Raw genomic sequence first — 20,143 nt, 5'->3', positions numbered from 1 at the left:
AATCTGTTAGTAATCTCTCTTTACCACTAAATATTGTCAGTTTGCCCTATGACCCATCACTCTCGTCTGGTGTTCAACCTTTCCCTTCTCGCCTTGACCGCGGCATCGCCAGCGGTCATGGCCCAGAGCCCAAGTACCGTCTCTGGAATGGCCAACCGCGAAATCGCGCGTCGCTATGCCCGCATTGAAGATGCCCGCACAGCCATGGACCGTGGCGACAAGCTGTTCAGCGAAGGGGACTACGAAGGTGCGCTCAGTGCCTACAAAAACGCCATTGATTCGCTGCCGAACGCACCTCTGACCAGTGACTGGCTGGATCTGGCCAAGCTCAAGTATGCCGACTGCAGTGTCACGGTGGCGCAGGAGCGCGCCAAGGCAGGCAATTACAAGGAAGCCCGTCAGCTGCTGGAAGGCGCGACGAGCTACGTGCCAGGGCACAAAGGCGCGCTGGTTTTCTCCAAGCAGCTGGAAGATCCTGACCGCTGGCCGCCAGGACTCACGGCTGAGCACGTGACCAATGTGGGCAAAGTGCAGTCGGGCCTTCTGCTGGGCAACAGCTCTGTTGAGCTCGGCAACTATGACGCTGCCATTGCGCAGTATCAGGACGTCCTGCGGACAGACCCCTACAACACAGCCGCCCGCCGCGGGATGGAAAATGCCGAGCGCAAGCGTGAGGCCTATTTCAAGTCTGCCTATGATCATCAGCGTGCCAAAATGCTGGCCCAGGTGACCGAGACATGGGAAGACAAGGTGCCGGTGCAGGGGCAGGCAGTGAGCTTTGAGTATGGCGTGGGCCGCAGCCCTGGCGCCTACCTGACGGAGAAAATGAACACGATCATTTTCCCAACGGTGCAGTTTGAAGGTGCCACCATTCAGGAAGCCATCGAATACCTGCGCATCAAGAGCCGTGACCTGGACACTACCCAGGACAAAAGCGGCGTCAAGGGCGTCAACATCATTCTCCGCACCGGTGACGCTCCGAGCAACGCCTCCATCAGCCTTGACCTGAAGGATGTGCCGATGTCCGAAGCTCTTCGCTATGTGACCGAGCTGGCGCAGATGAAATACAAGGTGGAAGCCCACGCCGTGCTGGTGGTGCCGCTTTCTGAAAATGCCAGTGAGCAATACACCCGCAGCTACCGTGTGCCGCCAGATTTCCTGAGCACCGGCGGTGGTGACCCAGGTGCCGGCCCAGCTCCTGCTGCCAATGCCGACCCGTTTGCAAACAACGGTGGAGCAGCTGCTCCTGGCGCAAGCAATCTGATCGCCCGCAAGACTGCACGTCAGATCCTTGAAGCCTCCGGCATTCTTTTCCCTGAAGGTGCCTCTGCTAGCTACAATCCGGCCAACTCACAGCTGGTCGTCAGAAACACCCAGCCGAACCTTGATCTGGTGGAAGCCTACGTGGAATCCATCACCAAGCTGGCTCCGAAGATGGTGGTCATCACCTCCAAGTTTGTGGAAGTCACCCAGAAGAACACCGAAGAGCTTGGCTTTGACTGGCTTCTCGGCGGAGTGGGCATCGGCAACCTTGTCATGGGCGGTGGCAGCACCGGCAATGGCAACGCATACAACGCAGCCAACTATCCTTTCCAGGCTTCGAACCTTGTCATTCCTGGCTACTACGTCGGCACGGAGCAGGTGTTCCCCAACATCCCGGTGGCTGCAGCCTTTGCGGGCTCGATCCCTCTGGGTGCCGTTCCTGGAAACAGCGTCAGCGGAGCCAATCCTAACGGTACCTCTCCCTTCCCCTACGGTGGTGGGCCGGTCACTGCCGGAAATCGCAGCGGTGGCTTTGCCATCAGCAACAGCAGCATCGACAACCTTCTGACCACAGGCTCAACGACTGCCACGACCAGCGTGGCGCCTGGGATCTTCTCCACGGCAGGCATCTTCTCCGATCCAGCCTTCCAGACCGTCCTTCGCGGCCTGAGCCAGAAGAAGGGTGTGGACCTGATGAGCGCCCCGAGCGTGACCACCAAGAGCGGTACACGTGCCACGATGGAAGTGACTCGCGAATTTATCTATCCGACCGAATTCGATCCTCCCCGTCTTCCCCAGGGTGGTGGCGGTCTGAACGTTGGTGGTGGCGGTGGTGGTGGTCAGCAGATCGCAACTCCCACGACTCCGACGGCGTTCGAAATGCGCCAGACCGGTGTCCGTCTTGAGGCTGAGCCTACCGTGGGTGCAGATGGCAACACGATCGAGCTGACGCTGGCTCCTGAAGTGGTGGAGTTCGATGGCTTCATCAACTACGGTTCTCCGATCATGTCGCCTTCGAGCCAGTCGGTTCTGCCGATTCAGCTTTCGACCGGAACGATTGGTTATGTGCCCCTGCAACAGCCAGAGCGTCTGATCACGCCTAACATCATCAACCAGCCAGTGTTCTCTGTGCGCAAGGTGACAACGGGTGTCTCGATCTGGGATGGCCAGACGGTGGCTCTCGGCGGCCTGATCCGCGAAGACGTGCAGGACGTGCAGGACAAAGTGCCGATCCTTGGCGACCTTCCCTTCGTGGGCCGCCTGTTCAAGAGCGAGTCTGAGCAGCACTACAAGCGTAACCTGATGATCTTTGTGACGGCTAACCTGATCGACCCTTCGGGCCAGCGTATCAAGCCAGCCAACGCAACCCAGGCTGCCGCTGCTGACACTGCTGCCGGCCCAGGCTCCGTCGGAACACTCCTTCCGACCGTGGCCCCAGGAAACTAAGCGTTACCACATAACAACTCCAAACCGACATCAGGCAGGATTGCGTCAAGCATCCTGCCTGATGTGTTTTTAACCACTGGCCGTTGCGCAGCGGAGGCAGAGCGGCCATTTAGAGAGATGAAATCTTGGGTGATCACTGGCGGGGCAGGATGTGGCAAAAGCTCACTGGCCAGATTGCTGCTGCAGCAGCTACCGGAGCCGAGCCGGTTCTTTTCCGCCGACCTGGCTGTGGCAGAGGTCATGAAGGAGGAGGCGACGATGCAGAAGCTCGTGGCCGCGTTTGGCACGCAGGTGCTGGTGAAGCCCGGGGAGGTGAACCGACAGTGGCTGCGTGATGTGGTCCTGCCAGATGAAGGGCTGCGCAGCAGGCTGGAGGGTGTGCTGCACCCCCCCGTTCTCGCTGCGCTGGAGTTGGCCCGAAAAGCGGCCGAGAAGGAGGGGGTGAATCTTTTCCTTGCGGAAATCCCCCTCCACTATGAGATTGGAGGCACAGTTTCAGCAGACTTTGTCATCGTGGTGGCTTCCAGCCGGTCGGTGCAAGTCAGGCGGATGATGGAAACCCGGGGACTCGACGAACAGACCGTTCAGAAGTTTCTGGAGGCCCAATGGCCCATCGAAGCCAAGGTTGAAAGAGCAGATGCCGTCATTTGGAATGATGGTTCTCTGACTTCTCTTGAAGCCCAGGTGCTGACGCTGGCAAGTCCACTCTTGCAAGCATGAACGACCTATCTACCGAATCCCCCGCCACGGTTGCGGCTACCGCCGCTCCACCCGTGCCGGAAACCATCCCTGCAGCCAATACCTCCCCGGTGAGCGCCGAGCCGCAGGCGGAATGTGCCCCAGCCGCCCAGGCTGCCGCCGAACCTGCAGAGCCGCAGAAGCCAGAAGGAGCGCAGCCGCCTTTCCCAGAGGAGGTCTCCATCAACGAACTGCAGAATGCGCCGCTTTCAGAGCTGCTGGAGCTAGCAGAGAAGGTGGGCTTCCGCCTGAATGCGAGCCGCACGAAGCACCAGCTCATCTATGACCTGTGCTCCTGGCTGGCGGAGCACAAAACGCGCCTTAAGGTGGAGGGCGTGCTGGAAATTGGCTCGGACAACTACGGCCTGATCCGATACCCGAAATACAGCTTCACCCCGCTGCCGGAAGATGTGTTTGTGCCGCTGTTTCTGGTGAGGAAATTCAACCTGCGTCCGAGCCAGAGAATTACAGGGATTGCGAAGGCACCGAAGGACCGGGACAAGTACCTGGCGATCGACCGGATCACGGAAGTCGAAGGCATCGCGATCGAAAAATGGGAGACGCCGGTGGAGTTTGACAAGCTTACGGCGACCTTTCCCAACAAGCGCATCATTCTTGAAACCGCGAAGCCCTGTGCGGTCAGCTCACGCATCCTGGACATCGTGGCGCCGCTGGGCAAAGGGCAGCGCGGGCTGATCTGCGCGCCGCCGCGTTCGGGGAAGACGGTGATCCTGAAGGACATCGCCAAATCCATAGCGCAGAACCACAAGGAGGTGACCCTGATCGTGCTGCTGCTGGACGAGCGGCCTGAGGAAGTGACCGACTTTGAGGAGACGGTGCAGGGCTGCGAGATCTACAGCTCGACGTTTGACGAGAGTCCGAAGCGGCACAGCCAGGTGGCGGAGATCGTGCGTGAGCGCGCCTGCCGTCTGGTGGAACTGAAGAAGGATGTGGTGATCCTGCTGGACAGCATCACGCGTCTGGCGCGTGGCTACAACTCCACGCAGGGCGGCAAAGGCGGGGCCTACATGGCAGGGGGCGTGGGAACGAAGGCGCTGCAAAAGCCCAAGAAATTTTTCGGGTCCGCACGCAATGTGGAGGAAGGCGGCAGCCTGACGATCATAGCCACGGCGCTGATCGAGACCGAGAGCCGCATGGACGAAGTGATCTTTGAGGAATTCAAGGGGACGGGCAACATGGAGGCCACGCTGGACCGGGAGATCTCCGAACGGCGGATCTACCCTGCGCTGCATCTGCTGAAGTCTGGCACACGGCGTGACGACCTGCTCTACCATCCTGACGAATTCCGGCGCATCACCCAGGTGCGCAAGCAGCTAGCCGCTGTCCCTGCCGTTGAAGCTCTTGAGATGCTCATCCGCAACATCAACCGCACCAGCAACAATGCGGAAATCCTTCTCATGGGCCTGAAATGAACGAGGAAGGACCAACAACGAAGGACTACGAGTTCATCGACACGCCAGCCCATCTTGAGCAGTGGATCGGCCAGATGCGGGCCTGGCTGGCTGAAAGCCCTGACAAGCGCTGCTGCCTCGACACGGAGGCGGACAGCCTGCACCACTACCATGAGAAGCTGTGCCTGCTGCAGGTGAACTGCGCGGGCAAGTACGCGCTGGTGGACCCGCTGGCGATTTCTGATGTTTCACCCCTGCTGGAGCTGCTGGATGCCCATGAGCTGTGGTTTCACGGAGCGGACTACGACCTGACGATGCTGCGCCGGACCTATGACTGGAGCCCGCGGGTGATCCGGGATACGCAGATCGCAGCGCGCCTGCTCGGGGCGAGGCAGTTTGGCCTAGCAGCGCTGGTGAAAAACGCCTTTGGACTGGAGCTGTGCAAAGCCTCCCAAAAAGCGGACTGGAGCCGCCGCCCGCTGCCGCCAAACATGCTCTCGTATGCGGTGGATGACGTGCGCTACCTGCTGCCGATCGCGGACAAGTTTGTGGCGGAGCTGAAGGAAAAGGGCCGCGAGGAGTGGTTTCACGAAAGCTGCCGCTCGCTGCAGGAAGATGTGGCTGCGAGAGACAAGGTCTCGCGTGAAGACCCCTGGCGTGTGCAGGGCTGCGGCAGGCTGCACCCCAAAGGCCTGGCGGTCCTGAAGGCGATGTGGGAATGGCGCGAGGGCATCGCCCGTGAGCGTGACACGCCCTGCTTCAAGATCATGTCCAACAAGCAGATGGTGGCCTATGCCGAGCAGTTTGAGGCCGGGCAGTCGCTGAATCCGCCGAACGGCTGGCGCCCGCGCTGGAAGAAGGAGTTTTTTGACATCGTTGTGGCGATCATGGCCTCCGCGCCTGCCGACTGGCCGCAGCGTGCCAAGAAGACGAAGGGACGCCTGAGCGACGCGCAGAGAGAGCAGATCGACAAGCTGTGTGCCTACCGTGAAAAGGTGGCGCAGGGGCTGGAGATCGAGGCCTCGCTGCTGGGATCGCGTGCCACGATTGAGGAACTCGTCATCGACGGAGATCCTGCCAGCCATCTGATGAGCTGGCAGCATGACCTGATGGCGCAGGGCCTGGAGCAGGTGCTGAGTGCGACGGAGCAGGCATAGGTAGAGGATTCGGTGGCCTATTTCCGCATCTGCAGAGGGTTTGCGGATCAGCGGTGATGCCGGGCGACGTGGGAGCGTGTGGGATCGGGACGATCCCACTCCCCCAGAGGGCTGGCAGATGGCCAGCAATGCGGGTGTCCGCACATGAGACCTGAGGCCCGTTTCATCTGTGCGTGTTCTGAGGTGCTCTCTTTGTGTTGAAAGTGCAGCGTTACTTCTGCTGCATCCAGGTGGGCAGGACGATGTCCGCGCTTTTGACGGGGGCGGTGTCGCCTTTCCAGGCGAAGCCAGCGCTTTCAAAGCTGGTGCGTTTTTCGCGCAGAAAGGCGAGCAGTCGCTGGCCGATCTGGTAGTTGGGGGAGTCTTTGCGGACGGCGAAAGGCTGCACAGCCTTGGATTTGTCCGCAGGGAGGGGGATGGCTTCGAAGTGGTCCTTGTCGTTGTTGATGTTGATGCCGTACACCACGGCGGCATCGAGAGAGCCGGTGCGCATCTGATTGACGAGGAAGTCGGCGGTGGGGACCTGGGATGAGGCGTTTTTGCTGACGCTTTCCAGGAGGTTCATGGACTTGAGAATGGAGCGGGTGAGGTAGCCGATGGTGGACTGCTCCGCATTGCACAGGCCAACGCGGAGGCCTGGGCGGGCGAGGTCTGCGAGGGTGTGGATGCCTTTGGGGTTGCCCTTGGGCACAGCGATGACGATTTCGGCCTCGGTAAGCAGGATGGCCTCGGGGAACTGCTCGGCCACGGGCGGGACGAAGCAGACATCGCAGGCATAATAGACGTCCGGGTACTTGGGATTGGTGCTGTCTCCCATGGTCTTCATGGCGGCGCAGAGGATGCCGCAGCCATTGAAGACGGTGGTCATGGTGATGCCCTCGTGAGAGGCGAATTCATGGAGGAGTTTTTCGATGGCGGGGCGGTTCACGCCGCCGCTGTAGAGGATGAGGTCGGGACGCATGGCCCATTTGTCTCCGGGTACGGCCTTGAAGCCCTGCTTTTGAAACACGGCCGCGCCTTTCTCAGGAGCGGTGAGGTAGCGGGCAAAGCGCAGCGCCTCCGCCGGATGCTGGCTGAAGGAGAGCACGGCGGCGGTGCCGGATTCGGTGTGCTTGGAAAGCTCCGGCAGCATGACGGCCTCCAGCCCTTTGAACTGCGGCACGACGGAGTCCCACACGATGGCGGCATCGACAGCACCGAGGGAGAGGTCGGCGGCGATTTCGGTGACGGTGGGTTTCATCACGGCGGCTTTGGCGGCGAGGGCATCCCAGTCCGGACCGAGGAGCTTTTTCACCACACGGCCGATGCTGGCGGCTTCGGGATTGGCGAGGGCGACTTTGATTTCGGGAGTCTTCAGTGCGGCGATGCTTTCGATGTGCTTCGGATTCCCTTTGGCCACGGCGACGACGGGCTGCTGCTTGACCAGAATGAACTCCTCACGGGTGACGCCGAGTTTTTTTGCATCGGCCAGCGCGCCGTCATCGGCGGCGATGAAGATGTCGCCCTGCTTGGCGATTTTGAGCTGGCTGAGGAGCGTGCCCGTTCCGCCGAACTGCAGGCGCACCTCGATGCCGGTTTCCTTTTGATACGCAGCGGCGATTTCTTCGACCGGCTTTTTCATGCCTGCGGCGCAGAAGACGGTGATGGGGGCGGAACTCGTCTTGGCGGATTTCAGCGCGACCCAGGCAGCACCTGCGGCAGCACCCAGGCAGATAACGGCGATCAGTTTCTTCAGCATGATGCTGCAACGTGTCAGAAGAGGAAAGCTATGCGATCAATTTCTCGATGACCTGGCCGCCGAACTGGCTGAGCTGCTTGAAGCGTCCGGCGTGGTAGAAGGTGAGCTTGTTGTCGTCCAGGCCGAGGAGGCGGAGGAGGGTGATGTGGAGATTGCGCACATGGTGCACCTCCTCCACGGCCTCCATGCCGCGGTCGTCGGTGCTGCCGATGGTGTGGCCAGCTTTGCAGCCGCCACCGGCGAGCCAGATGGTCATGGCCTTGGGATTGTGGTCGCGGCCATAGGCGGTGCCGCCGCGCACGCCGTTGTCCGGGGTGCGGCCGAATTCGCCGCACCAGACGATGAGGGTGTCGTCGAGCAGGCCGCGCTGCTTGAGGTCCTTGATGAGGGCGGCGATGGGCTGGTCCACCTGATGGATGAGATTGCCGTGGGCGCGCTCGATGTAGTCGTGGCTGTCCCAGGTGCCGGCGTAGAGCTGGACAAAGCGCACGCCTTTTTCCACGAGCTTGCGGGCGAGCAGGCACTTGCGGCCAAAGGCATCCGTGGCGTCGCTGCCAATGCCGTACATGGCCTTGGTCTTTTCGTCCTCTTTGCTGAGGTCGAGCGTCTCCGGAACCTGGGTCTGCATGCGGAAGGCGAGCTCGTAATTGTGCATGCGGGCCTGCAGCTCGTCGTGCCAGGGATGGGCCTCGGCGTGCTTGGTATTGAGCTGGGCGAGGAGGTCGAGATTGGCGCGCTGGTGAGCGGCGGAGATGCCGGGTGGGGGCTGGAGATCGAGAATCGGGGAGCCTTTCGGGCGGAGCGGGGTGCCTTGAAACTGGGCGGGGAGGTAGCCATTGCTCCAATTGGCGCTGCCGCCCTGCGGGTAGCTGATTTCTGGAAGCACGACGAAACCGGGGAGGTCCTGATTCACGGAGCCGAGGCCGTAAGTGACCCAGGAGCCGATGGCGGGATCGCCGCCGAAGCGGTTGCCGCAGTTCATTTGATACATGGCGGTGGGGTGGTTGACGGAATCCACCTGGCAGCCACGGAAGAAGCAGAGGTCATCGGCGACGGTGGAGAGGTGTTTCCAGGGCTCGCTCATCCATGCGCCGCTGTGACCGTGCTGGGCGAACTTGAAGGGAGACTTTACGTAGTAGCGCTTGCCGCTTTCCATGGCGGACTTCTGCTTTCCCTCGCGGACGAATTCCTTGAGGTGGAGTTTTTCGAGAGCGGGCTTGGGATCGAAGGTGTCGATGTGGGAGGGGCCGCCCTCCATCATGAGGAAGATGCAGCGCTTGGCCTTGGCGGGGACCTGCTGGGCCTTGGGGGCGAGAGGGCCTTGTGATTCGGATGCGAGCAGAGAGGTGAGCGCCACGCTGCCGAGCGAGGCACCGAGGCCATACACAAACTCTCGGCGTGTGGGGGCATGCAGTGCGCGTGATCCTGCACAGGGGAAGAAGTGAGGGTTCATGGCTCAGTAGAGGTAGGCAAATTCGTTGGAGTTCAGCAGGGCCAGGCAGACGTCTGCGAGTGCGCGGGTGCGGGCATCGACATCGGCGGGCTGGAGGTCGGGGACGAAGTCGGCGTAGGCGGGGAGCTTTTCCTGGAAGCTGAATTTCTCGCCGGTGTTTTCCTCCACAGCGTCACGCTTCACAGTGAGCGGCGGGGATGATTGGGGGAAGGTGAGGCCGGTTTGTTTCTTTTGCATGGCCTGCCAGTGAGCGGTGCAGGCGGCTTTTTCTTCGGCGGAGGGAGCGCGGCCGTAGGTGAGCTGGAAGATGCGGGTGATGGCATCGGGTGTCTTTTCTTGCAGCACGCGGTGTGCGAGTGCGAGGGCGCGGCTGTAGCTGGCCTGGCCATTGAAGAGGCTGAAGACCTGGGGCGTGACGGTGGAGACCTCGCGGGCTTCGCAGGAGAAGTCGGGCGCGGGCTCGTTGAAGACCTCCATGAAAGGATCGCGCAGGCCACGAATCTTGAGCGCGTAGAGGCTGCGGCGGTGGCGCTGTGCAGGCAGCGCATTCGGCACCCAGGCGGCGGCAAAGGTGCCCATGACCTGACGTGGCTGCATGGCGACCTCGATATTGATCTCGGGGCGGTTGGGTATGCCGCCGAGGGTGGGGTTCAATTCGCCGGTGATGCTGAGCATGGCATCGCGCAGCTCCTCGGCCATGAGGCGGCGGGGCTTGAAGACGGCGTAGGATTTTTCGGCGTCTTCGCGGTTCAACTTACCTTTGAACCCTGAGCTGCGCTGGTAGGCGGCGCTGGTCATGATGAGGCGGTGCATCTCTTTGATGGACCAATTCTTTTCCACCAGGGTGGCTGCGAGCCAGTCGAGCAGGGCGGGATGGGTGGGCTTTTTGCCGGTGCTGCCGAAGTTGTTGGGATTGCCCGCGATGGCCTGGCCGAAGTGCCAGAGCCAGAGGCGATTGACGATGACGCGGGTGGTGAGCGGGTTGTCGCGGCTGGCGATCCAATTTGCCAATGCGGTGCGGCGACCGGTGATGGCGTCTGGGAACTCGATGCTGCTGAGAACTGAGAGCACGCCGGGTTTGACCGGGAGTGTGGGGGAGAAGGGATCGCCCCCACCAAGGATGGCGGTTTTTTCCAGCTCGCCGTTGGCCATGGGATTTTGCGGCATGCGGATGGGCTGGTAAACGCTGACAACCTGCGGGGTGAGGCCGTCATAGACGCTGAAGGCAAAGGGCTCGTAGCGCTCCAGCTCCCACTTGAGGCGTTCGAGGCCTTTACGGGCCACGCGTTCGTTTCCGAAATCCTCGGGGGCAAAGCCGACGAGCTTGGGCGGGTATTGATCTTCGGGCAGGTTTTGCTTTTGAAGAGCGGCGCGGGCGGTTTCAAAGACGCCGGTGAAGCTGCGGCCTTTTTTCATTTTGCCACCGCCAGCGATGAAGGCGCGTGCGGAGGTCACCGCCTTGTCCCAGGCGGCGGGATCGAGCTTCTTTTCAGCATACCACTTTGCAGCATTGGCGAGCATCTTTTCATCAAGGCGGGCGAGCATGGCCAGGTGCTCGTCGCGGCGTGCCTCCAGGTATTTTTTCTCCTCAAAGCCGGTGGTGTTTTCCACGGGCAGGAAGGGAGCGGGGCGCTCCACGAGCTGGGTGGTGCCAAAGCAGGCCTGGATGGCGTAGTAGTCGTGCGTGGGGACGGGGTCGAACTTGTGATCGTGGCAGCGGGCGCACTGCAGCGAGTGGGCGAGGAAGGTCTCGCCGACGCTATTGGTGACGTCATCGAGGAAGCGCTGGCGGGCGATCTTGGCGACCTCCATGCCGGTGAGCTCCCAGGGGCCCATGCGGAGGAAGCCGGTGGCGATGAGGAGTTCGGGGTTCTGAGAGTTGCGGGCAGGAGTGCCTGCACCACTTTCCTGCATTTCATCTCCGGCGATTTGTTCTTTGATGAACTGGTCGTAGGGCTTGTCGGCATTGAAGCTGCGGACGACGTAGTCGCGGTAGCGCCAGGCGTTGCCGCGCTCGTAGTCGTTGGCAAAGCCACTGCTGTCGGCGTAGCGGGTGACATCGAGCCAGTGACGTGCCATGCGCTCGCCGTAGTGGGGGGAGTCGAGCAGGCGGTTGATTAGTTGATGGATGCTGGATGCCGGGTCTTTGCTGTAAGCGGCTGTGAATGCTTCAACTTCCTCGGGAGTGGGAGGGAGGCCGGTGAGGTCGAAGGTGGCGCGGCGGATGAAGGTGCGTGGATCGGCGGCGGGTGCGGGGTCTTTGACAGCGAGGAGGAAGTCGATGGGATGCTGGCCAGCGGGCACGGCAGGCTTTTTTACTGGCTGGTAGGCCCAGAGGCCTTCGGGCTTGTAGCGGCGGCCGGCCCATTCGGGGGAGAGTGCGCCGGAGGTTTTGACCACAATGCCGTCTTCGGCGCTCCATTTTTCGGCGTTGGCCTTGGCGATGGTGCTGCGTTTTGCCTCATCAGGCCAGGGGGCTCCGCCTTCGATCCAGTTTTTGATCCAGCCGAGCTGCTCGGCGTAGAGCTTGTCCGCCTCCTTGGGGGGCATAGGCTCCCAGTCGTCGGCGTGCTGACGAGTGGAGGCGAGGTAGAGCGGGCTGTCCTCGGGCCTGCCAGGGATGATGGATTTCTTTTCGCTCTCGCCGCCCTTCATGGCGCTCTCCTGCGTGCGCATGTCGTAGCCGCCTTTGATCTTCGTTTCGTCATTGCCGTGGCAGGCGAGGCATTTTTCCTGAAACAGCGGCCAGACGCGGCGGACGAAGAGCGCCTCGGCATCCTCGGCATGGAGGGAAGATGCGGCGAGCAGGCTGATGAAAAAGATTTGGCTCGTGGTCATTCGGGTTTGCCGTGGTCGTAGAGGTTACGGACTTCAGAAGCCTTTAATGCGGCGCTGTAGATGGCGAATTCGTCGACGGCACCGTTGAGATTGCGGATGGGGAACTGGTGGCCCTGGGTGGGCAGGCCCCAGTTGCCGATTTCGCAGGGGCCGAAAACGATGTCACGGCCGGGTTGGTGGAGTGTGGAGATTTCGCGGCCAACTTCCTGGCCATCGAAGTACTGGATGACCTCTCCGCGCGCGTTGTCATACGTGACTGCGAGATGGTGCCAGCGGCCGAGGCTGTCGGCGGTGAAGACAGGGCGGCTGAAGTACATCTGGTTTTGCTTGGCGCTCCTGGCTGCATCCGCCGGACGATACATGATGGAGAACATGAGGCTGCCGTCTTCGTAGATCTGCCAGTGGGGCTCGCCGTTGTCGTAGCCGTCGGTGAGGAGGAGGGAATTGTACTTTTTGTCCACGGAGTCGACCTTGACCCAGCAGGCGAGGGTGAGGGCGTCGTAGGTGCCGTCGAGGTTGAGCCGCACGCGGTCGCCGGGGCGCTTGAACTCCAGTGCCTCCTTTTTCTGCCAGCGGCCCTGGGTCCAGCTGGCACCGACCGCGCCACCGGCACGGCTGGGGCGGCGGGGTTCCGCGAAGTTGTTGACGAGGCGGTCCCAGCGGTCGTCCTCCCAGTGCTTGAAGGTGTAGTAGGCGATGAGGCGCGGGTCTTTGCGCGTTTCGAGCGACCACTGCTGCCATTGATCAAAGCGCTGGGTGTCGCGCTTTTGCACGAGGCCGTGAAGCTCATTGATGGAGAGGAAATCCTGCGGCGATGGGCTGGCGGTTTTAGTTGAGGAAAGGGACATGCCTTGCTTCAGACTCGCGGATGTCTGGGCATCGGTGTGGGCGATGACCTCGCCTTCGAAGACATGAACGGCGCTGGTGTTATCCTTCACATTGAGGGCGAACTCGGTGCCGAGGTCTTCGAGCTTCATGCCGGGGGCGTGCATGAGGAAGCCTTTGGCAGCAGGTGGCACATGCACACGCACGCGACCGCTGAGACAGCGCGCCTCCCAAGCGGAGAGGATTTCGATCTCGGCAGCGCCTTCGATCAAAGCGGTGGCTCCGCTATAAAACTCGATCTGCGCTAGGCCCTGGGTGAGCTTGACGGTGCCGGGCTTGAGGGTGTCGCCGCTGCGGAGTGCCGTGGCAAACTGTGCATCCATGGTCTGGCTGAGCATGGCGACGCCGTTGGAAGTGGCCTCGGTTTCCGCTGGGTGGCGGGGCCAGAAGAGGAAGGCGCAGGCGATGGCTGCAGCGGCTGCGGTGAGAGAGGGCCACCAGTGGCGAGGCTGGCGTTTGGGCGTGGTGGATTGCAGGCGGCCGGTATTGACGGCGGGCTGCTGCAGCAGGCGTGCATGCTGATCGACGAGCTCCAGGTAAAGGCGGCGTGCCTGCCAGTCGGAGCGCAGCAGGGCTTCGAGCTGCGCGTGCTGCTCGGGTGTGATCTCGCCATCGATCGCGGCATGGATGAGGGATTCGAGATTCATGTGATGCCCTCGGTTTGAAGCTGGCGCGAGACGCACTCGTGAAGGCGCTGGCGCAGCAGCTCCAGATTGCGGAAGAGGGTGCGGCGGCTGAGGGAGAAGCGGCTCATCATTTCCTCGGCACTCTGGCGCTGGGCGTAGCGGCTGGTGACGAGCTCCTGATCCTGCGGGGTGAGCTTTTGCAGACAGGCATCGAGCAGGCGCAGGCGCTCATCGAGCTGTGGCTCGATGTGGGAGCGCTCGCTGGCGAGGAGGTCCATGACGTCCTCGCTGAAGAGAAGGGGCGAGTGTGCGGATTTTTCGCGATGCTTCTGCACCTGGAGGTAGGCGAAGCGGTAGGCCCAGGGGAGGAAGGGGCGGGCGGGGTCGTACTCGGCGAATTTGCGATACAGAGCCAGGCTCGTCTCCTGCAGGATGTCGCGGGCGTCTGCCTCGCGCGGGACGAGGCTGAAGATGTAGCGAAACAACGGCTCCTGATGCTGCGTGAGCAGGAGGACGAGGGTCTCGGTGCTGGATGGAGAGTCTGGCATGGCCGCTTGGTATTCCCGGCGGGGAGGTGGGGAGTGCCAAAATTGTACCAGAAGGGTGGCCGGGGGAATACACAGAAGACGCGGAAACTGATCCGGAAGTTCTGATTTCCGTGTGTTCCGTCGGCGTGTGAGCAGGTGTTGTTGCGGTGCTGCGGGTTTGTTGCCAGTGTGTCGGAGTCGCCAGCATGAATCTCAAATCTCTCGCCCAGCATCTCGGCATTTCCGCCAGCACGGTCTCGCGTGTGATGGCGGGGCGGGGCGATGAGTTTCGAATCGCGAAGGAGACACAGAAGCACATTCTGGATGAAGCTGCGGCGATGGGCGTGCGCCCGGATGAACTGGCGCGCAGCCTGCGGCTGCAGAGCACGCGCACGCTTGGGCTGGTGATCCCGGACATCTCGAATCCGTTCTTTGCCGCGCTGGCGCGTGCGGTGGAGCGCCGTGCACGGGCGCTGGGCTACACGGTGCTGCTGGCCGACTCGCAGGAATCCGACGAGGTGGAGGCGGAGTGCATTCGCACGTTGATGGACCGTCGCATTGACGGGCTGATTCTCGCGCCGGTGGGCGGGGACAGCGCGCATTTGCAGCCGCTCATTGCCTCCAAGCTGCCGCTGACGCAGGTGGACCGTGTCTTTACGGCGCTGAAAACGGCGGCGGTGGTGGCGGACAATTTTACTGGGGCGCGAGAAGCGGTGAAGCGGCTGGTGAAGCTGGGGCACAAGCGCATCGCCTGCCTGCAGGGGCGGGAGGACAGCTCGGTTATCGTGGAGCGGGTGCGGGGGTATCGTGCGGGATTGAGCGAGGCGGGGCTGCGCTTTGAGGGGAAGTTTCTTGTGGGTGGTGAGCATTCGCAGGCCATCGCGCGTGAGCACACGCTGCGGCTGCTGGAGATGAAGCCGCGCCCGACTGCGGTGCTGGCGCTGAGCAATCAGCTGGCACTGGGCGCGCTGGAGGCGGTGCGTGAGCGGGGGCTCATCATTCCGGAGGATCTCTCGCTCATCGCCTTTGACGAACAGCCGTGGGCCACGCTGCTTTCGCCACCGCTGACGACGCTGGCGCAGCCGGTGGAGGACATGGGCACGGTGTCGGTGGACCGCCTCTGCGAGCTGATCAAGCGAGGCGGAAAGCCATCCCGGAAGGCGCTGACGACGCTGCCGGTGCGGCTGATTGAGCGCGCGTCCATCGGGACCAAGAAGAAAGATTGACCGAAAGTATTCCTTCTGCACAATCGTTTGCGCAAAATTGCCAATTTCCAACCATGAAATGCCTCGTTCCACTTCTCCTCGCCAGTCTCGCGCTGCTTTCCTGCAAGCCGGCGGGCGGACCTGCCAGCTCGACTGCCACTGGAAAACCCAAGGTGGCGCTGGTGATGAAGTCGCTGGCGAATGAGTTTTTTCAAACCATGGCCGAAGGCGCAAAGAAGCACCAGTCGGCGCATGCGGCGGACTACGAGCTGACCGTGAACGGCATCAAGAACGAGACGGATCTCGCTGAGCAGGTGGGGCTGGTGGACCAGATGGTGTCGCAGGGCGTGCAGGCCATTGTCATTGCACCGGCGGACTCCAAGGCACTGGTGACGGTGCTGAAACGTGCGAAGGCGGCGGGCGTGCTCATCATTAACATCGACAACAAGCTGGACGCCGACGCGCTGAAGCAGGCGGGGTTGAACATTCCCTTTGTGGGACCGGACAACCGCGCTGGTGCGAAGGCGGTGGCGGAGGTGCTGGCAAAGAAGCTCAAGGCAGGGGATGAGGTGGCGATCATCGAAGGTGTGACGACGGCCTTTAACGGACAGCAGCGCAAGGCGGGCTTTGAAGATGCGATGAATGCGGCGGGCATGAAGATCGTGGCAACGCAAAGCGGGCAGTGGGAGATGGAGAAGGCGAATGGCGTGGCGGCGGGCATCCTGGCGGCGAATTCGAATGTGAAGGCGCTGCTGTGCGCGAATGACAACATGGCGCTGGGTGCGGCGGCTGCGGTGCAGTCTGCGGGCAAGACGGGGCAGGTGCAGATCGTGGGCTTTGACAACATCGCCGCGCTCAAACCGCTGCTGGCGGATGGCCGTGTGCTGGCCACCTGCGACCAGCATGGGGATCAGCTCGCGGTGTTTGGCATCGAGGCGGCGCTCAAGGTTTTGAAGGACAAAACGGAGCCTGCGGACCAGCAGACACCGGTGGATGTGATCGCGAAGTGAACTCGCGTTTTTGATCATGCGCCGCTTCACCGACTTCTTCATCCTCATGGGCGTGCTGACGGCCATGATCGGGCTGTTTGGCGTGCTGCGGGAGAGTTTCCTTAGCCTGGGTACGCTGGGCACGGTGGCGAATCGCATTCCGGCGCTGGCGCTGGTGGCCACGGGGATGACGCTGGTGATGGTGACAGGCGGCATTGATCTCTCGGTGGGTTCGCTGCTGGGTTTTTGCGGTGCTGTGGCGGGTGTGCTGATGGCGGACATGCACTGGGGGCTGATGATGGCAGTGACGAGCTGCGTGGCTGTGGGAGCTCTGCTCGGTGGCACGACGGGGGCGGTGAGCGTGAAGCTGCGGCTGCCGTCTTTTATCGTCTCGCTGGGCATGCTGGAGATCGCGCGTGGGCTGGCGTTTTTGACGACGAACTCGCAGACGAAGTACATTGGCGCGGACATCGAGGCGCTGGGCGCGCCGTTTGGCGGGCTGGTGATTTCGCCTGCGTTTGTGATCAGCCTGCTGGTGGTGGCGGCGGGGCAGGTGATGCTCTCGCAAATGGCGTTGGGGCGGCACTTGATCGCCATCGGTGCGAACCGTGAGGCGGCGCTGGTTTCGGGGCTGCCGGTGGATCGTCCGCGGATCTTTGCGCATGCACTGCTGGGCGCGCTGACCGGACTGGCGGCGGTGTTTAACTGCTCGCGTCTTGGCTCGGCGGACCCGAATGCGGGCACGGGTTTTGAGCTGGGGGCGATCGCTGCGGTGGTCGTGGGTGGCACGAGCCTGATGGGCGGGCGTGGCTCTGTGGTGAAGAGCTTCATGGGCGTGCTCATCATCGCCACGCTGGAGGCCGGACTGATTCAGGTGGGTGCGACGGAGCCGGTGAAGCGTGTGGTGACCGGGCTGGTCATCGTGGCTGCGGTGCTGGCGGATACCTGGAGGAGAAAATGATCTGCATGAAATCGATTGTTCTTTTATTGCTTCTTGGTGCGTCGGCTTTCGCTGAAAAGCCGCGCATCATCTTTGACACCGACATCACCGGAGATGTGGATGATGTGCTGGCGCTGACGATGTGCCACACGCTGGCGGATCGCGGCGCGTGTGAGTTTCTCGGGGTGACGATCTCGAAGGACAATCCGCTGACGGCGAGTTTTGTGGATGCGCAGAACACGTTTTACGGAAGGCCGGACCTGCCGATTGGGGTGACGCGTGATGCTGCGGCGCAGAAGCGGCCGAGCAGTTATTTGAAGCTGGCGCATTCACCGGACTATCCGCATGATTTGAAAAAGAATGAGGACGCGTGTGAGGCGGTGGACCTGCTGCGCGAGCTGCTGGCGAAACAGCCGGACGGGAGTGTTTCGATCATCAGCGTGGGCATCGCCTCAAACATGGCGAACCTGCTCAAATCGAAGGCGGATGCGCATTCGCCGCTGGATGGACCGGCGCTGATCCGGAAGAAGGTGAAGATGCTTTCAATCATGGCGGGAGCGTTCGCTTTCTGCAATCGGACGAACTACCACCTGGAGGCGAACGTGATCAATGGCATCGGCTTCATGCAGACGGTGGCGAAGGAGTGGCCGGAGGAGGTGACGGTTTACTGGAGCGGGTATGAGATCGGCGAGGCGCTGCCATTTCCACGGGCGAGCATCGCGCAGGATTTTGGCTACATGCCGCACCACATCGTGAAGGAGGCCTACCTGCTGCACAGCGGGCCGGCGCATGACCGGCCGTGCTGGGATGAGAGCAGCGTGCTGCAGGCGGTGTTTCCTGAGCGCGGCTTTTTTGGTCTCTCTGACGCAGGCCGCGTGAGCGTGGGCGCTGACGGCTTCACCAAATTCACGCCGCCTGGCAAGGATGCCAAGGGCGGCAAGCGCGACCGCTTTCTCACGATGACATCGGTGCAGCAGGCGCGTGCGCTGGAGGCCATTGTTCAAACCACCGTCCAACCACCCAAGAAATGATGAAACGACTGCTCACTCTCCTTTTCTGCACGCTGTGCGGCCTGTCCCAAGCGGCGCCGGTGAAGCTCATCTTTGACACCGACATGGGCAATGATGTCGATGACCTCATGGCGCTGGCGATGATCCACAACCTGCAAAAACGCGGTGCGTGCGAACTGCTGGCGGTGACGATCACGAAAGACCATCCGCAGGCGGCGGCGTTTGTGGATGCGGTGAACACGCTCTACGGCTATCCGGACATCCCGATCGGCGTGGTGCGTGATGGAGCGGCGAAGGAGGCTGGGAAGTTCAATCTGCTGGCGGATGAAAAGAACGCCGATGGCAGCCTGAGGTATCCGCATGATCTCAAGAGCGGGGCGGATGCACCGGATGCGGTGGGCCTGATCAAGGACATCCTGTCGAAGCAGCCGGACAGCAGCGTGGTGATCGCGCAGGTGGGCTTCTTTACCAATCTGTCGCGTCTGCTGGATGACCCGGGCGGGAAAGAATTGGTCGCGAAAAAGGTGAAGGTGCTGAGCATCATGGCAGGTGCGTTTCAGACGGTGCAGTGGGACACGCGGCACCTGGAGTACAACGTGAAGCTGGATGTGCCTGCAGCGCAGAAGCTGGCCAAGGAGTGGCCTACCCAGGTGGTGTGGAGCGGGTATGAGATCGGTGTAGCGGCGGCGTTTCCGCATGTGGTGATCGAACAGGATCTCGACTACATCCCGCATCATCCGCTGAAGGAGGCGTATTATTTGTACAATCCGCCGCCGCATGACCGCCCGACTTGGGACCCGACATCGGTGCTGTATGCGGTGCTGCCGGAGCGCGGCTACTTTGATCTCTCGCCGCCGGGGACGGTCATTGTGGAAGATGATTCGGCCACGCTCTTCCGTGCCAACAAAAAGGGCAAAGGCAATCACCGCTTTTTGGTCATGAGCCCGGAGCAGGCGTCACGTGTGCGCGAGGCGATCGTGCAGCTCAGCGTGGAACCACCCCCCGCCGCGAAGAAGTGATGTCAGCACAGCGCCCCAGGATTGTCGTCGTCGGCTCGCTGAATGTGGACCACACGCTGCGTGTGCCGCATATTCCCGCGCCGGGGGAAACGCTGACGTCCAGCAGCATGCTGACATGCTTTGGCGGCAAGGGGGCGAACCAGGCCGTGGCGGCTGCGCGCGCGGGCGGGGCGGTGAGCATGATCGGCTGCGTGGGGCAGGATGACTTTGGGGCGCGGTATGTCGAGACGTTGGAGAGCGAAGGCATTGATACGACGGGCGTTTTGCGTTCGGCGCTGCCCACGGGCTCGGCTTTCATTGCCGTGGATGATCGTGGGGAGAACTCGATCATCGTGAATGCGGGTGCGAACCATGCGATCACGCCGGAGGACATCGACCGCCATGCAGAGCTAATCCGCGCTGCGGATGCGCTGCTGCTGCAACTGGAGTGTCCGCTGGCGGTGGTGCAGAAGGCGGCAGAGATCGCGAGAGAGGCTGGTGTGCGTGTGGTTTTGAATCCATCTCCGTTGAATACTGAGTATCTCGCGGCGCGGTTCGTGGTGGACACGCTGATCGTGAATGAGGGGGAAGCGGAGCAGATCACCACTGGCCAAAGTTTGCATGAAGCGATGTGTCGGCATCTCATCATCACACGTGGCGCGGAGAGCACGCTGAGCATCACGGAGGATGGTGTGGAGGAGTTCGCGCCGCCGCAGGTGACGCCTGTGGATACGGTGGGGGCGGGGGATACGTTTGCGGGGGCGTTTGCCGTGGCGAGCAGCGAGGGCAGAGTAGATGCGATTCCGTTCGCGAATGCGGCGGGTGCGCTGGCGACGCTGAAGCCGGGTGCGCAGCCGGCGATTCCGTTGCGCGGTGAGATTGAGGCATTCGGGCAGCCGCAGATGTGAGGAAAGAGGG

General features: G+C 61.9%; 15 protein-coding genes. 10 read left to right on the top strand and 5 right to left on the bottom strand.

Features of this window, described 5'->3' with window-relative positions; translation table 11 throughout:
- The first annotated feature begins 48 nt into the window (after positions 1-48).
- The 4 genes from ACZ5WW_RS08060 (at position 49) to ACZ5WW_RS08045 (ending at position 6,016) form a co-directional block, all read left to right on the top strand.
- Complete coding sequence (locus tag ACZ5WW_RS08060; protein ID WP_377165373.1) at positions 49-2,709, top strand: Amuc_1098 family type IV pilus outer membrane protein; 2,661 nt, start codon at positions 49-51, stop codon at positions 2,707-2,709.
- Positions 2,710-2,826: 117 nt separating this feature from the next.
- Entirely contained in the window at positions 2,827-3,429 is a 603-nt protein-coding gene (gene coaE, locus ACZ5WW_RS08055; RefSeq protein ID WP_377165375.1) for a dephospho-CoA kinase, read from the top strand.
- On the top strand, positions 3,426-4,880 hold the full coding sequence (gene rho / locus ACZ5WW_RS08050) for a transcription termination factor Rho (RefSeq protein ID WP_377165377.1): 1,455 nt from the start codon (positions 3,426-3,428) through the stop codon (positions 4,878-4,880). Before coaE ends, rho begins: the two co-directional genes overlap by 4 nt.
- A complete protein-coding gene (locus ACZ5WW_RS08045; protein ID WP_377165379.1) occupies positions 4,877-6,016 on the top strand; it encodes a ribonuclease D in 1,140 nt (379 codons plus the stop codon). The genes rho and ACZ5WW_RS08045 overlap by 4 nt, the downstream gene beginning before the upstream one ends.
- 211 nt (positions 6,017-6,227) lie before the next feature.
- Here the strand turns inward: ACZ5WW_RS08045 and modA are convergent, their stop codons facing one another.
- From modA to ACZ5WW_RS08020, 5 genes are read right to left on the bottom strand one after another with little or no spacing between them, the layout of a single operon-like run.
- The gene (modA, locus tag ACZ5WW_RS08040; RefSeq protein ID WP_377165381.1) at positions 6,228-7,754 is read right to left on the bottom strand and encodes a molybdate ABC transporter substrate-binding protein; all 1,527 of its coding nucleotides are present in this window, start codon (positions 7,752-7,754) and stop codon (positions 6,228-6,230) included.
- Positions 7,755-7,782: 28 nt separating this feature from the next.
- Positions 7,783-9,207 (bottom strand): DUF1501 domain-containing protein, encoded by a 1,425-nt coding sequence (locus ACZ5WW_RS08035; protein ID WP_377165382.1) that lies wholly within the window; start codon positions 9,205-9,207, stop codon positions 7,783-7,785.
- 3 nt (positions 9,208-9,210) lie between these two features.
- Positions 9,211-12,045 (bottom strand): PSD1 and planctomycete cytochrome C domain-containing protein, encoded by a 2,835-nt coding sequence (locus tag ACZ5WW_RS08030; RefSeq protein WP_377165384.1) that lies wholly within the window; start codon positions 12,043-12,045, stop codon positions 9,211-9,213.
- Positions 12,042-13,577 carry a LamG-like jellyroll fold domain-containing protein gene (locus ACZ5WW_RS08025; protein WP_377165386.1) on the bottom strand — a complete coding sequence of 512 codons (1,536 nt, stop codon included), beginning with the start codon at positions 13,575-13,577 and terminating at the stop codon, positions 12,042-12,044. The genes ACZ5WW_RS08030 and ACZ5WW_RS08025 overlap by 4 nt, the downstream gene beginning before the upstream one ends.
- Positions 13,574-14,104, bottom strand: a complete 531-nt coding sequence (locus ACZ5WW_RS08020; protein ID WP_377165388.1) for a sigma-70 family RNA polymerase sigma factor — start codon at positions 14,102-14,104, stop codon at positions 13,574-13,576. The genes ACZ5WW_RS08025 and ACZ5WW_RS08020 overlap by 4 nt, the downstream gene beginning before the upstream one ends.
- 185 nt (positions 14,105-14,289) lie before the next feature.
- Between ACZ5WW_RS08020 and ACZ5WW_RS08015 the strand changes: the two genes are divergently transcribed.
- From ACZ5WW_RS08015 to ACZ5WW_RS07990, 6 genes are read left to right on the top strand one after another with little or no spacing between them, the layout of a single operon-like run.
- Entirely contained in the window at positions 14,290-15,309 is a 1,020-nt protein-coding gene (locus ACZ5WW_RS08015) for a LacI family DNA-binding transcriptional regulator (RefSeq protein WP_377165390.1), read from the top strand.
- Positions 15,310-15,362: 53 nt separating this feature from the next.
- The gene (locus ACZ5WW_RS08010; RefSeq protein ID WP_377165392.1) at positions 15,363-16,298 is read left to right on the top strand and encodes a sugar ABC transporter substrate-binding protein; all 936 of its coding nucleotides are present in this window, start codon (positions 15,363-15,365) and stop codon (positions 16,296-16,298) included.
- A 16-nt stretch (positions 16,299-16,314) separates the two neighbouring features.
- Positions 16,315-17,238, top strand: a complete 924-nt coding sequence (locus tag ACZ5WW_RS08005; protein WP_377165394.1) for an ABC transporter permease — start codon at positions 16,315-16,317, stop codon at positions 17,236-17,238.
- 5 nt (positions 17,239-17,243) lie between these two features.
- Complete coding sequence (locus ACZ5WW_RS08000; RefSeq protein WP_377165396.1) at positions 17,244-18,248, top strand: nucleoside hydrolase; 1,005 nt, start codon at positions 17,244-17,246, stop codon at positions 18,246-18,248.
- Positions 18,245-19,246, top strand: coding sequence for a nucleoside hydrolase (locus ACZ5WW_RS07995; protein ID WP_377165398.1), 1,002 nt, complete (start codon positions 18,245-18,247; stop codon positions 19,244-19,246). The genes ACZ5WW_RS08000 and ACZ5WW_RS07995 overlap by 4 nt, the downstream gene beginning before the upstream one ends.
- Positions 19,246-20,133, top strand: coding sequence for a ribokinase (locus tag ACZ5WW_RS07990; protein ID WP_377165400.1), 888 nt, complete (start codon positions 19,246-19,248; stop codon positions 20,131-20,133). The genes ACZ5WW_RS07995 and ACZ5WW_RS07990 overlap by 1 nt, the downstream gene beginning before the upstream one ends.
- Positions 20,134-20,143 lie beyond the last annotated feature (10 nt).

The sequence above is a fragment of the Prosthecobacter fluviatilis genome (genome assembly GCF_055388355.1).
This window is presented reverse-complemented; position numbering and strand designations above follow the sequence as displayed.